General features: G+C 59.6%; 11 protein-coding genes and 1 tRNA gene. 9 read left to right on the top strand and 3 right to left on the bottom strand.

What is annotated here, in order from left to right; translation table 11 throughout:
- The first annotated feature begins 1 nt into the window (after window position 1).
- Window positions 2–2359 carry a tetratricopeptide repeat protein gene (locus tag QZL67_RS11495; protein WP_292920347.1) on the top strand — a complete coding sequence of 786 codons (2358 nt, stop codon included), beginning with the start codon at window positions 2–4 and terminating at the stop codon, window positions 2357–2359.
- A 247-nt stretch (window positions 2360–2606) separates the two neighbouring features.
- Here the strand turns inward: QZL67_RS11495 and QZL67_RS11490 are convergent.
- Window positions 2607–2680, bottom strand: a tRNA-Gln gene (locus QZL67_RS11490).
- A gap of 207 nt (window positions 2681–2887) precedes the next feature.
- On the opposite strand from QZL67_RS11490, the gene QZL67_RS11485 reads away from it, so the two are divergent.
- From QZL67_RS11485 to xdh, 3 genes are all read left to right on the top strand, one after another.
- A complete protein-coding gene (locus tag QZL67_RS11485; RefSeq protein WP_292920345.1) occupies window positions 2888–3061 on the top strand; it encodes a hypothetical protein in 174 nt (57 codons plus the stop codon).
- A gap of 97 nt (window positions 3062–3158) precedes the next feature.
- Entirely contained in the window at window positions 3159–3803 is a 645-nt protein-coding gene (locus tag QZL67_RS11480; RefSeq protein WP_022290861.1) for a thiamine diphosphokinase, read from the top strand.
- 142 nt (window positions 3804–3945) lie between these two features.
- Window positions 3946–6495, top strand: coding sequence for a selenium-dependent xanthine dehydrogenase (gene xdh, locus QZL67_RS11475; protein WP_022290860.1), 2550 nt, complete (start codon window positions 3946–3948; stop codon window positions 6493–6495).
- Between the two features lie 40 nt (window positions 6496–6535).
- On the opposite strand, the gene QZL67_RS11470 is transcribed toward xdh, so the two are convergent.
- Complete coding sequence (locus tag QZL67_RS11470; RefSeq protein WP_022290859.1) at window positions 6536–7129, bottom strand: NTP transferase domain-containing protein; 594 nt, start codon at window positions 7127–7129, stop codon at window positions 6536–6538.
- Window positions 7130–7201: 72 nt separating this feature from the next.
- On the opposite strand from QZL67_RS11470, the gene xdhA reads away from it, so the two are divergent.
- The 5 genes from xdhA (at window position 7202) to QZL67_RS11445 (ending at window position 12673) form a co-directional block, all read left to right on the top strand.
- Window positions 7202–9496: a xanthine dehydrogenase subunit XdhA gene (xdhA, locus tag QZL67_RS11465; RefSeq protein WP_022290858.1), complete on the top strand. Its 2295-nt coding sequence runs from the start codon at window positions 7202–7204 to the stop codon at window positions 9494–9496.
- Between the two features lie 15 nt (window positions 9497–9511).
- Window positions 9512–10393 carry a xanthine dehydrogenase subunit XdhB gene (gene xdhB, locus QZL67_RS11460; RefSeq protein ID WP_022290857.1) on the top strand — a complete coding sequence of 294 codons (882 nt, stop codon included), beginning with the start codon at window positions 9512–9514 and terminating at the stop codon, window positions 10391–10393.
- On the top strand, window positions 10393–10902 hold the full coding sequence (xdhC, locus tag QZL67_RS11455; RefSeq protein WP_022290856.1) for a xanthine dehydrogenase subunit XdhC: 510 nt from the start codon (window positions 10393–10395) through the stop codon (window positions 10900–10902). The genes xdhB and xdhC overlap by 1 nt, the downstream gene beginning before the upstream one ends.
- Window positions 10903–11037: 135 nt before the next feature.
- Window positions 11038–11955: a TIGR01212 family radical SAM protein gene (locus tag QZL67_RS11450; RefSeq protein WP_022290855.1), complete on the top strand. Its 918-nt coding sequence runs from the start codon at window positions 11038–11040 to the stop codon at window positions 11953–11955.
- Window positions 11956–12013: 58 nt separating this feature from the next.
- Window positions 12014–12673 (top strand): AAA family ATPase, encoded by a 660-nt coding sequence (locus QZL67_RS11445; RefSeq protein ID WP_022290854.1) that lies wholly within the window; start codon window positions 12014–12016, stop codon window positions 12671–12673.
- A 104-nt stretch (window positions 12674–12777) separates the two neighbouring features.
- On the opposite strand, the gene QZL67_RS11440 is transcribed toward QZL67_RS11445, so the two are convergent.
- Window positions 12778–13173, bottom strand: a complete 396-nt coding sequence (locus tag QZL67_RS11440; RefSeq protein ID WP_022290853.1) for a winged helix-turn-helix domain-containing protein — start codon at window positions 13171–13173, stop codon at window positions 12778–12780.
- Window positions 13174–13287: the final 114 nt, after the last annotated feature.

The following is a 13287-nucleotide window of genomic DNA, read 5'->3' as shown; positions in this document are numbered from 1 at the left end:
GATGGAGTACTATCGTTGTGAAAATCCGGACTGCGGCTTTGTGGCGGAGGGCCAGGAGCCGGATGTCTGCCCGCGCTGCGGCGGGACGTTTTTTCTTGCGGTGCCGGAAGAGGAACTCACTGCCAGCGACTGGGTCACTTTGGGCAACCAGGCCGTGGAGGAGAAGCGGGGCACAGACGCCCTGGCCTGTTATCAGCAGGCGGCGGCCCAGGGAGACGCTCTGGGATTGACGAACCTGGGCTGGTGCCTGGAGACGGGAATCGGGGTGGAGGCAGACCCCGCTCAGGCGGTGGTGCTGTATGCCCAGGCAGCGGCCAAAAACTATATGCCTGCGCTGACGAATCTGGGGTACTGCTATACATACGGCATCGGCGTCAAGCAGGATGAGGCCAAGGCGCTGGAGTGCCTGCAAAAAGGTGCCCAGCAGGGATTTCCCCGGGCACAGTTTTTGCTGGGAGAGGCATACCGCCGCGGAGCCGGCACGGAGCAAAGTGATCAGGAGGCGGTGAAATGGTATCAGTCCGCCGCCTGGCTGGGATATCCGGCCGCACAGACGGAACTGGGACGCTGCTTTGAATTCGGCACCGGTGTGAAGGAAAACCTGGATCAGGCGGCCAAGTGGTATCGGGAGGCCGCAGAGCAGGGCCATGCGCCGGGGCAGTGCTGCCTGGGCTTTTGCTACGAGTCCGGCCGGGGCGTAGAGCAGAACTGGGAAGAGGCCGTGAAATGGTACCGCACTGCGGCAGACCAGGGGTATCCCAGGGCCCAGTGCAATCTGGCGTGGTGCTATGAGTACGGCAAGGGCCTGGAGCGGGATTATGGAGAAGCTGTCCGTCTCTATCGGGCCGCGGCGGATCAGGAGTACCCCAGGGGACTTTTGTGCATGGGCCTTTGCTGCGAGCGGGGCCGCGGCGTTCCGCTGAACAAGGAGGAGGCGGCCAAGTGGTATCGAAAAGCCGCCGAACAGGGTGAAGAGGACGGCATGTGCTGCCTGGGCTTTCTGTATGAGATCGGCGAGGGTGTGGAGCAAAGCTGGAGCGAAGCCGTCAAATGGTACCGCAAGGCTGCGGAACTTGGGCTTTCCCGTGCTCAGTGCAATCTGGCCTGGTGTTATGAACACGGTCAGGGCGTGGAGAAAGATCCGGTGAAGGCACTCTCCTGGTACCGCAAGGCTGCGGAACAGGAGGATCCCCGCGGCCTGTTCTGCATGGCCCGGGCATACGACTATGGCCTGGGCGTACAGCAGGACGCAAAAGAGGCTGTCCGCTGGTACGAGCGGGCGGCACAGGCCGGATCGGCTCCGGCCATGTGCGATCTGGGTGTATGCTATGAGAGGGGCGAGGGCGTAGAGCAGGATATTGACCATGCAGCCGCACTCTACCGCAAGGCCGCAGAATTGGGAAACGCGCCGGGACAGTGTAATCTGGGTTTTTGCTATGAGACCGGCCGGGGTGTGGAGCAGAGCTGGGAAGAGGCGGTAAAGTGGTATCGCGCCGCTGCGGAGCAGGAGATGCCCCGTGCCCAATGCAACCTGGCCTGGTGCTACGAGCATGGTCGGGGTGTGGAGAAAAATGAAAAGCGTGCGCTGGCCTGGTACCAGAAAGCCGCCGACCAGGGAGACCCTCGGGGAATGTACTGTGTGGGCCGGGCCTATGACTACGGCCGGGGCACGGAGCAGGACCGGGAGCAGGCGGTACAATGGTATCAAAAAGCGGCAGAAGCCGGCTCTGTACCCGCCATGTGTGATCTGGGCGTATGCTATGAGCGAGGCGAGGGCGTGGAGCAGGACCTGAAAAAAGCGGTGGAACTGTATCACCGTGCCGCGGAGCAGGGGGACGCCACGGGCCAGTGCAACCTGGGGCATATGTATGAAAGCGGCCGGGGTGTTGGGAAGGACTGGGCGCAGGCAGCCAGATGGTATGGAGCCGCTGCTGAGCAGGGGCTTGCCCGGGCGCAACTGAACCTGGGGGTATGCTGCGAGTTTGGCCGGGGCGTCAAAAAGGACCCTGTTCGGGCGGCAAAGCTGTATCGGTCCGCGGCGGACCAGGGCGATAAAACTGCCCAATGTAATCTGGGGTATCTTTATGAAACCGGCGAAGGTGTGGAGCAGAACTGGCAGGAAGCGGTAAAGTGGTATACCCAGTCGGCGGACCAGGGCTACCCTCGCGCCCAGTATCATCTGGCCTGGTGCTATGAGCATGCCGCCGGTGTCAAGCGGGACCTGGATAAGGCGCTGGCGTTATATGAGGCGGCTGCGGCACAGCAGTTTGAAGGTGCGGAAAAGCAGGTGGAGCGTCTGAAGAAGACACCGGCCAAGGGAAAATTCCTGCGGGGCTTTTTCGGCAGACATGATTCATAAGGCATGCGGATTTCGATGCATGCCCGGAGAAGAACGGCGTTTGGCATAAAACAAGCGGAAGGCAATTCCTCAGAGGAGGTTGCCTTCCGCTTTTCTATGCAGGCAGTCCTGAAGCGTGTTCGGGAGCCATCGTAAACTACGTCCTGCAGAACCGTGGCCCAGGGAAACGGCCTTCCACGGAGAATGGCAGCTGACGAAATGTCCGGAAAACAAAAAAGATCCTGAATCCATTGGATTCAGGATCTTCTGGCAGCGGGTGAAGGATTCGAACCCTCACATACAGAGTCAGAGTCTGCTGTGCTACCCTTACACAAACCCGCTATGTTTATCAGCCGCTCACTTATCGACCGCAGCGAACAGATATTATTATACAGAAAAGAGGAAAATTGTCAATAGGTTTTTTGAAAAAAATTTTTGTTTTTTTGGAGCACCTGGAAATGATTGATTTTGCAAGGCTTTGCGGGGATGAAACCGACAGCAGCCGCATAATTTGACCGATTCCGCGCAAACTGCTGCCGGGGTGATTCCATGCTGAAAAGACGTCCAGACCAGTCTGCACAGATGCCAAGCCTTCGCCTGGAGCCGGAAAAGCGTCTTTGTCCCATCTTTGACTCGGTGACCATTGCGACCTTTCCGGTGGCAAAGCCGGAGGAAATGGGCGTTCGTGTACTGGACAATTTCTGCGAGGAGCATATCCAATGAGACACGCCCTCTCCCAACGGGAGAGGGCGTGTCCATTTCCAATTGCCAACCTGGGGGAATCGTGGTACACTGTCCAAAAGAATAGGGGGAAACCGATATGAAACGCTGTTTCATTTTTGCCGCCGGAACTTTTTTTGGACTGCGGGAGCGTCCCGGCATGCCTGGTGATCTGGTGATTGCCGCGGATGCGGGATACCGGGTCTGCCAGCGGGAACACCTTACACCGGATGTAATCCTGGGGGACTTTGACTCTATGGAAGCACCGGACGCGGGGGAGAGGGTCCGCCGTCTGCCGGTGGAAAAGGACGACACCGATACGCTGGCTGCCGTCAAGCTGGGATTGGAACGGGGCTGCACGGACTTTTGGATCTACGGAGGAACCGGCGGCAAGCGTCTGGATCACACCCTGGCCAACCTTCAGACGCTGCTGTATCTGCGGCGCAGAGGGGCCCGCGGCTTTTTATACGACAATGATTTCGTGTGGACCGTTCTTGAAAATGAGTCGCTGCAGGTGAAAAAGACCGTGGAGTGGGGGCTGTTTTCCGCCTTTTGCCTGGGAGACCGGGCGGAGGGCGTGGACGAGACCGGCTTTCAGTACCCATTGCGGGATGCGGTGCTGACGCCGGATTTCCCGCTGGGCGTCAGCAACCACATTTTGGACCCCCAGGCAGAGATCACCGTCCGCCGGGGTGCATTGGCGGTGGGCTGGGAGCTTCCGCCACTGGAAAAGCGTAATACATAAAGTAGAATAGCGCTTTTGCCAAAGGACGATTGCGGCATCCTTGTTTTTATTGTATAATAGGGAAAAAGAAAGGTTGACCTTTCTGAGAACAGACAGACCGTGGGACCAGGGTTGGGCACGGCGGCAGAGGAGGATTCTTGCCATGGCTACATTTACCGTAAACGGTCAGACCGTGACAGTGGAGCACAACCAAAAGCTGCTGCGCTTCCTGCGGGACACACTGCATCTTACTTCCGTGAAGGACGGCTGCAGTGAAGGCGCCTGCGGTACCTGTACGGTATTGATTGACGGAAAGCCTACCAAGGCCTGCATTCCCCAGACCGACAAGCTGGAGGGAAAGCAGATCATCACCGTGGAAGGGCTCAGCGACTTTGAAAAGGACGTCTATACCTATGCCTTCGGCACTGCCGGAGCAGTCCAGTGCGGCTTTTGTATCCCGGGAATGGTTATGAGTGCCAAGGGGTTGCTGGATCAAAACCCGTCTCCCACCCGGGAAGAGGCCGCATACGCCATCCGAAACAACATTTGCCGCTGCACCGGATATGTGAAGATCATCGATGCCATTTTGCTGGCGGCAGAGGTGTTCCGGGCGGGCAAGGTGCCCCCGGCCCCCACCGACTGGTCTTTGGGCCAGCGGGTCCCCAGAGTGGACGTGGCGGAGAAAGTCACCGGCACCGGACAGTATCCCGATGACATTTATCTGGACGGCATGATTTACGGCAGTGCCGTTCGTTCCCAGTATCCCCGGGCCAGAGTGCTGGCCATCCATACGGAGGAGGCCAAGGCCCTGCCGGGCGTGGTGTGCGTCCTGACAGCCGCGGATATTCCCGGGCAGAACAAGGTGGGCCATCTGATGAAGGACTGGGACACCATGATCGCCGTGGGCGACATCACCCACTATCTGGGCGATGCCATTTGCCTGGTGGCGGCAGAGGACCCGGAGACGCTGGCAAAGGCCAAGGCGCTGGTGAAGGTGGACTATGAGGAACTCCCCATGGTCCGCAATCCCAAGGAGGCCATGGCCCCGGATGCGCCGCTGGTGCACCGCTCCGGGAACCTCTTGGCCCACAAGCATATCCAGCGGGGCAATCCCGCGGAGGCCATCGCCAAGTCCAAACACGTTCTCACCCAGCACTTTTCCACTCCCTGGACGGAACATGCCTTCCTGGAGCCGGAGTGCGCTGTGGCGTACCCGGACGGGGACGGTGTGATGGTACTCTCTACGGACCAGGGCGCTTATGATACCCAGCACGAGATCATGGGGATGCTGGGCCTTCCGGCGGAGCTGGTGAAAGTCCGCAACTGCCTGGTGGGCGGCGGCTTCGGCGGCAAGGAGGACGTGACGGTTCAGCACCATGCCGCCCTGATCGCCTATCTGACCAAGCGGCCCGTCAAAGTCAAGCTCACCCGGGCGGAGAGCATCCTGATCCATCCTAAGCGTCATCCCATGGAAATGGAATTCTCCATTGGCTGTGATGAAAACGGCATCATCCAGGGCGTGGCGGCAGAGGTCATCGCCGATACCGGTGCATATGCCTCTTTGGGTGGCCCCGTGCTGGAGCGGGCCTGCACCCATGCGGCGGGACCATACAACTATCAAAACTTTGAGATCGACGGCTGGGCCTATTATACCAACAATCCTCCTGCCGGTGCTTTCCGGGGCTTTGGCGTGACCCAGACCTGCTTCTGCATTGAGACACTGCTCAATCAAATGGCGGATCTTGTGGGCATCACTCCCTGGGAGATCCGCTACCGAAATGCCATCCGCCCGGGTCAGGAGCTGCCTAACGGCCAGATCGTGGACGAGTCCACGGGCCTTGCGGAGACATTGGAGGCGGTAAAGCCCTATGTGGACGCCAATAAGTATGTGGGCCTTGCCTGCGCCATGAAGAACGCTGGCGTGGGTGTGGGCATTCCGGATACGGGACGGTGCCGTCTGGTGATCGAAGGCGGCAAAGTCCACATTTTCGCCGGTGCCTCCTGCATCGGCCAGGGACTGGGAACCGTGCTGACCCAGATGGTTTGCGGCCAGACGGGGATTTCCCGGGAAAATGTGGTCTATGAGCGGTCCAACACCTACAGCGCCCCGGATTCCGGTACCACCTCCGGTTCCCGCCAGACGCTTTTCACCGGTGAGGCCTGCCGCAGAGCCTGTCAGGACCTGATCCAAGCACTCAAGGAAAACTCCTTGTCAGATCTTGAGGGACAGGAGTTTTATGGAGAGTACCTGGGCAAAACGGACCCGCTTGGGGCGCCGGTGCCCAATCCGGTCAGCCACATCGCCTACGGCTATGCCACCCAGGTTTGCATCCTGGACGAAGAGGGCCGTATCCGCCAGCTGGTGGCGGCCCATGATGTGGGCAAGGCGGTCAACCCTACCTCGGTGGAGGGACAGATCGAAGGCGGCGTGGTGATGTCCATGGGCTTTGCCCTGACGGAGCGGTATCCGCTGGTAGACTGCAAACCCACCGCCAAGTACGGGACGCTGGGGCTCTTCCGGGCCAATCAGATCCCGGAGATCACGCCCATCATCGTGGAAAAGCCCGGACTGAACGTGGCCTGCGGTGCCATCGGCATCGGCGAGATCACGTCGATTCCTACGGCACCAGCCATTGCGGACGCTTATTACCGCTACGACGGAAAGCTGCGCACCAGCCTGCCGCTGGAGGATACGCCGTACAGCCGCAAGTAAAAAAAGCCCTGGGAGAGCGGAATTCGCTCTCCCAGGGAAGTCATTCCTTTCGGGGCTGTGCCAGGGCCTGCAGTGCTTCCGGTGTGTCCACATCCGTCAGTTCTGCCGCAGGTGCCTCCGCCAGGATAAGCTCCTCCTCATGGCGGCGGATAACGGTGTTTCCGCCGTGATCTCCCGTCAGGGTCAAAAGCTCCGGAAAGAACCGGGCAGGAAAGATGCAGGGATTTCCCCGTACGCCGCCATGGCTCAGCGCGGCCAGCTTGTTCGGCTGTTGCCGCCAGCAGTCCACCAGATGGGCGATGCTGTCCCGGCGCAGCAGCGGCTGGTCGCTGACCTGAAAGAGGACTGCATCGCAGTCCCGCAGGGCAGTCAGTCCCAGGGCGATGGTGTGGCTGATGCCTGCCTCCGGGGCGTCGTTATGGATGGCGGCGAAGTGAAATTCCCCGGCCAGACGCATGATCTCCGGGTATTGCGTCACAACCACGACCCGTTTGAACTGCTCTGCCGGAACGGCTTCCAGGCAGCGCAGAATCAGGCTCCGCCCGCCTAAAGGGGCGGCCAGCTTGTTTGTTCCAAACCGCCGGGCATTTCCGGCAGCCATGACTACACATCCCAGTGAGACGTTGTGTTCCATTGGATTCACCTCGTTTTTCTTTCTAGTATATCCGATGATCCGCCGGAATTCCACCAAAAAGGAGAGAGGCTTATGAGCAAAAGTGTCGGAAAGAGCGTTGTCCGTGTGGACGCCTATGAAAAGGCCACCGGACGCGCGAAGTATACGGACGATCTGTGCGACCGCAGTGCGCTGATCGTGAAAATCTGCCATGCCACCATTGCCCACGGCTACGTGAAGTCCATCGACACCTCCGCGGCCCGGGAGATTCCCGGTGTGGTGAAGGTCCTGACCTGCTTTGACGTGCCGGACATTCCGTTCCCTACCGCCGGCCATCCCTGGTCCACGGACCCCGCCCATCAGGATGTGGCGGACCGGCTGCTGCTGAACCGTCATGTGCGCTATTATGGCGACGAGGTGGCGGTGGTCATCGCGGAAGACGAGATCTCGGCTGTGCAGGGTGTCCGGGCTTTGAAAGTGGAATACGAGGAGCTGCCCTTTGTGCTGGATGTCCAGGAGGCGATGAAAGACGGCGCGCCCCAGATTCATGAGGAATATCCCAACAATATTCTGGCGCATACCGATATCCGAAAGGGCGACTATGAGGCAGCCCGCCAGGAGCCGGGCCTCATCAAGGTGGAGGGGTGGTACGATACCCCCACGGTGCAGCACTGTCATATCGAGAATCACGGCTGCTTTGCCTACGAGGAGGCAGGGCGTGTCGTGGTGGTGACCTCCACCCAGATCCCCCACATTGTCCGCCGGGTGGTGGGCCAGGCGCTGGGGATTCCCTGGGGCAAGGTCCGTGTCATCAAGCCCTATATCGGCGGTGGATTCGGCAACAAGCAGGACGCACTCTATGAGCCGCTTTGCGCCTGGTGCTCCACCCAGATGGGCGGGCGTCTTGTGAAGCTGGAGTGCACCCGGGAGGAGACCTTCGTCTCCAACCGTGTCCGCCATGCGATCCGCACCCATATCATCTCCTATGTCCGGCCGGACGGTACTCTGGTGGCCCGGAAGTTCGAGGCGTTTTCCAACCAGGGGGCTTATGCCTCCCACGGTCACGGTATCGTGGCCAAGGGAATGGGTGCATTCCCTCAGCTCTATCCCTGTGACAATCTGGAATGCGACTGCTGGACGGTGTTTACCAACCGCCCCTCCGCCGGCGCCATGCGGGGTTACGGTATCCCCCAGGCCATGTTTGCCGGAGAGTGCCATATCGACGACATCTGTAAGGCAATCGGCATGGAACCGGAGGCATTCCGCCGCAAGAACCTGATGCCGGTGGGCTATACCGATCCGTTCTCCAAGAACGAGCTTTACAGCGACACCTTTAACCAGTGTATGGACAAGGGCATTGCCGCCATCGACTACCGCCGCAAGTATGAGCTCTACAAAAACCAGAGCGGCCCCATCCGCCGGGGCGTGGGTATGGCGGTGTTCTGGTACAATACCGCTGTGTGGCCCATCTCTCTGGAGTCCTCCTCCTGCCGGATGGTGGTCAATCAGGACGGCTCCCTTCAGTTCCAGACCGGTGAGACAGAGATCGGCCAGGGCTGCGACACCGCCTACTCCCAGATGGTGGCGGACGCGGTGGGTGTGCCCCTCTCCGACGTCCACGTGGTCTCCTCCCAGGATACCGACGTGACGCCTTACGGCACCGGTGCCTATGCCTCCCGTCAGACTTATATCGGCGGCTTTTCCATTGTCCAGACCGCCAGAGCGCTGCGGGAGCGGATTCTGGACATCGCCCATGAGCAGACCCGGATGCCGGTTTCCAATCTGGATCTGGTGGACGGTCAGATCATCCGCAAGAGCGACGGCCGGGTGCTCAAGTCCTTGGGGGACCTGGCGATGGAGAGCCTGTATTCCCTGGAGCACAGCCAGCACATCACCGCGGAGACCACGGCTCAGATCAAGTCCAACGCCTACTCTTTCGGCTGTTCCTTTGCCGAGGTGGAAGTGGATATTCCCATGTGCAAGGTGAAACTCCTGAACATCGTCAACGTCCACGACTGCGGCACCCTCATCAACCCCGCCTTGGCAGAGGCTCAGGTCCACGGCGGTATGTCCATGGGCATCGGGTACGGCCTTTCCGAGGAACTGAAGTTCGACGAGAAGACGGGCCGCCCCCTCAATAACAATCTTCTGGACTATAAGCTTTCCACTTTTATGGACCATCCCACGCTGCAGGCGGCCTTCGTGGAGAACGCGGAGCCCACTTCTCCATACGGCACCAAGGCCTTGGGCGAGCCTCCGGCCTGCTCTCCGGCCCCTGCCATCCGCAACGCCATTTTGAATGCTACTGGCGTTGCCTTTGACGCCTGCCCCATCACGCCTCACGTCCTCTATCGGAAGTTTAAAGAGGCTGGACTCATTGAAGAATAAAGGAGGGAACCACCTATGTATGATATGAAAGCATTGTATCAGGCCACCAGCGTGGCCGACGCGGTGGCCCTCCGCCTGGCCCATCCCGAGGCTCAGATCATCGCCGGCGGTTCCGACGTGCTGGTGCAGATGCGGGAGGGCAAACGGGCCGGCAAGGAGCTGGTCTCCATTTACGGCCTGGATGAACTCCGGGGCGTGAAAATGGAGGATGACGGTACCATCCGTATCGGCTCTCTCACCAGCTTTTCCCACATCACCCGGGACCCCCTGATCCAGCAGTATATGCTGGTACTGGGTGAGGCGGTGGATCAGGTGGGCGGCCCCCAGATCCGCAATATTGGAACCATCGGCGGCAACACCTGCAATGGTGTCACTTCTGCTGACTCTGCCTCCACGCTCCATGCCTACGATGCCATTGTAGAGCTGACGGGCCCGGATGGTGTCCGCCGCCAGCCCATTCACGATTTTTACATCAAGGCCGGAAAGGTAGACATCCGCGAGGGAGAGATTCAGACCGGCATCCTGATTCCCAGAGACAGCTATGAGAATACCTTTGGCTATTACATCAAGTACGCCATGCGCAATGCCATGGATATCGCCACATTGGGAACCTCTGTGAATGTGCGCCTCTCCGCCGATAAGAAAACGGTGGAACGTGCCCGGGTTGCCTTTGGCGTGGCAGGACCCGTGCCTCTGCGGGCGGCCACGGCCGAGGCTCTGGCCGCCGGGCAGCCGGTTTCCATGGACCTGGCGGAGCGGTTCAGCCAGGCCGTGAAGGAGGATATCAATCCTCGGGACTCCTGGCGTGCCGCCAGGGATTTCCGGATGCACATTGCCGTGGAGAGCGCCAAACGGGCGTTCATCGAAGCGGTAAAACGGGCGGGAGGTGAGCTGTAATGGAGCGGCATGTGATGCAATATCAGACGGTACATTTCAATCTCAATGGCAAGGACGTGGAGCGCACGGTAGATGTACGGGCCAGCCTGACTGACATGCTGCGCAATGACTACCGCATGACCTCTGTCAAGAAAGGCTGCGAGGTTGGTGAGTGCGGCGCCTGCACCGTTATCATTGACGGGGAGGCATTCAACTCCTGCATCTACCTGGCTGTCTGGGCAGAAGGTAAGCATGTGACCACTTTGGAGGGCCTGCTGGGCCCCAACGGGGAACTCAGCGATATCCAGCAGGCATTTGTGGAGGAAGCAGCCATTCAGTGCGGTTTTTGCACGCCGGGCTTTATTCTCACCGCCTGGGAGATCTTGGGGAGCGGAAAGGAATACACCGACGCGGAGCTGCGCAAGCTCCTCTCCGGGCATCTTTGCCGCTGCACCGGCTATGAGAACATTCTCCGGGCCGTGAAAAAGACCATGTACAAGCGGCTGGGAAAGGAAATGCCGCAGACTTAATGCAGCCGAAAGAGCAAATCATTGGAAATTGAAGTCGGATCGAGAACCCGCAAAGGCCGGAGCATGTCATGTGCTCCGGCCCTTGACTGTTTCGCGGAGGGGCCGACGGCTTGAAAGATTGGAGGAGGATGAGGCGTGTATTGGAACCGTCTGAACGATGTGCTGCGGGCGCGGTATGGGACCAAGGTCTATAAGCTGGCGCTCTCCTCCGGCTGCTCCTGCCCGAACCGGGACGGCACGCTGGGCACCCGGGGCTGTATTTTCTGCGACGGGTCTGGGGCCTTTGCAGCGGAGGGAGAGATCTCCCGGCAGCTGTCTGACGCCAAAGCCCGGGTGGCGGCCAAGGCGGGGCCTGCCGCAAAATATATCGCCTATTTTCAGTCCTTCACCAATACCTACGGCCCGGTGGAGCACCTCCGACAGCTGTATTGGGAGGCGATAGAGCCGGAGGACGTGGTAGTCCTCTCCGTGGCTACCCGACCGGACTGCCTGCCACCGCCGGTGCTGGAGCTGCTGGCGGCGTGTGCGGCGGAAAAGGAAGTGTGGGTGGAGCTGGGGCTTCAGACCATCCATCCCGCCTCTGCGGCATACCTGCGCCGGGGCTACGAACTGCCGGTCTACGACCGGGCGGTGGAGCAGCTCCATCAAATCGGCGTTCAGGTGGTGGTCCATCAGATTTTGGGCTTGCCGGGGGAGACGGAGGAGATGATGGTCCAAACTGCCCGATATATTGGGGACTCCGGTGCGAACGGCGTGAAGTTTCACCTGCTTCACGTGCTGCGGGGGACGGACCTGGCTGCGGAATGGGAGGCGGGCAGAGTACCGGTGCTGGACCTGGAGACATATATCCGCGTGCTGGAGGCGTGCCTTCGGGTGCTGCCCCGTGAGGTGGTGATTCACCGCCTTACCGGTGACGGGGCCAAGCGAGACTTGCTGGCACCGGCATGGAGCGGAGACAAAAAGCGGGTACTCAATGCCATCCATCGGGCCTTTTTGCGGGACGATCTGGAACAGGGAAGCGGCCGATGTGCCGGAGCGGTTCCCTGTTTTTAATTTGACGGCGCTTTCATTTCGCAGTATAATAAATACAACAAAGAGAGGAGGGATCTCCATGAAGACCATCATTACCATCGGACGGCAGTTCGGCAGCGGCGGCAAGGAAGTCGGTATCCGCGTAGCCAAGGAGCTGGGTATCCCGTTCTACGATAAAGAGCTGCTGCGTGCGGCGGCGGAGAAAAGCGGTCTGTGCGAGAAGATTTTTGAAAATTTTGATGAGCGGCCCAAGAGCCTGCTCTATTCCATTGCCATGGACTCCTACATGTTCAGCCTGCCTGGCGCGGGTACCAGCGATTCCCTGGAGCAGCAGGTGTATTTGGCTACCTTTGATACGATCCGCCACATCGCCGAGCAGGGTCCCTGCGTCATTATCGGTCGTTGCGCGGACTACGCACTGGCGGATAATCCCAATCATTTGAGCATCTTCATCCACGCTCCCATGGATGTTCGGATTCAGCGGGTGGCCAAGCGGCAGAATATCACGCCGGAAAAGGCCCGGTCGCTGATCATCAAGACCGACAAGCGCCGTGCGTCCTATTATGAATACTATTCCTCCCAGAAATGGGGCGCCGTGGAGAGCTATGACTTCTGCATTGACAGCAGCTATCTCGGCCTTGGCGGTACCGTGGAGCTGATCCGCGCTATGGTGCAGCATAAAGAGAATCCCGTTCCCAGCCCCACTGAGGAAGATCCCACTCAGCCTGCGGAGAAATAAACGAAGACAGCCCAAGAGAAGAAAGAGGAGCCATGCAAAGCATGGCTCCTCTTATTTTGTCCTTTATAGACGAGAATCCCCACCGGGATTTGCACGTGGTGCAGCTATTGGGAAATTTCCGAAGAGTCCTCTGCGGTTTCAGAAAGATCCTGGCAAAAGTCGAAAGCCTGGCAAAATTTTTCCCGGCTGTATGCGTCCACATCCGCTACATAGGCCTCATAAGCTGCCAGCAGGCGCCGGGCTTCCGGAGTCAGCACCGCGCCGCCGCCATGCTGTCCGCCGATGGTGGAGGAGAGCAGCTTGCAGCCAAACACATCCTCTGCCGTGCGGATGATCCGCCACGCCTTGGAATACGCCATCTCCATGGAGGCAGCTGCCGCCCGCAGGGAGTGGTGCAGTTCGACTCTGCGCAGCAGCGTTGCAATACCGGGGCCAAAGCAGCGGCGGTCATCGTCGCTGTACAGCCGTACGGTCAGTTTTAAATGCAGATCCTTTTTCATACCGGTCTCCTTCAATGCCCCGGCAATGCCCCGGCTGCTCACTTGAGGGCCTGCGGACGTTGTTTCTGGGTGCTGGAAAGCTGCCTGTGCCTCCGCAGCATACCGGTGTTGCCT

Origin of the sequence: Oscillibacter sp. CAG:155, from assembly GCA_000436875.1 — a bacterium.
Classification (GTDB): domain Bacteria; phylum Bacillota; class Clostridia; order Oscillospirales; family Oscillospiraceae; genus Oscillibacter.
The sequence above is the reverse complement of the archived record's forward strand: the minus strand, read 5'-3'. Positions and strand labels throughout refer to the sequence as shown.

Bases quoted from the DNA above. Each gene is read 5' to 3' on its own strand.
- QZL67_RS11485 (WP_292920345.1), top strand. From the start codon at position 2,888: ATGCTGAAAAGACGTCCAGACCAGTCTGCACAGATGCCAAGCCTTCGC.
- QZL67_RS11440 (WP_022290853.1), bottom strand. From the start codon at position 13,173: ATGAAAAAGGATCTGCATTTAAAACTGACCGTACGGCTGTACAGCGAC.
- QZL67_RS11480 (WP_022290861.1), top strand. From the start codon at position 3,159: ATGAAACGCTGTTTCATTTTTGCCGCCGGAACTTTTTTTGGACTGCGG.
- xdh (WP_022290860.1), top strand. From the start codon at position 3,946: ATGGCTACATTTACCGTAAACGGTCAGACCGTGACAGTGGAGCACAAC.
- xdhA (WP_022290858.1), top strand. From the start codon at position 7,202: ATGAGCAAAAGTGTCGGAAAGAGCGTTGTCCGTGTGGACGCCTATGAA.
- QZL67_RS11445 (WP_022290854.1), top strand. From the start codon at position 12,014: ATGAAGACCATCATTACCATCGGACGGCAGTTCGGCAGCGGCGGCAAG.
- xdhB (WP_022290857.1), top strand. From the start codon at position 9,512: ATGTATGATATGAAAGCATTGTATCAGGCCACCAGCGTGGCCGACGCG.
- QZL67_RS11495 (WP_292920347.1), top strand. From the start codon at position 2: ATGGAGTACTATCGTTGTGAAAATCCGGACTGCGGCTTTGTGGCGGAG.
- QZL67_RS11470 (WP_022290859.1), bottom strand. From the start codon at position 7,129: ATGGAACACAACGTCTCACTGGGATGTGTAGTCATGGCTGCCGGAAAT.
- xdhC (WP_022290856.1), top strand. From the start codon at position 10,393: ATGGAGCGGCATGTGATGCAATATCAGACGGTACATTTCAATCTCAAT.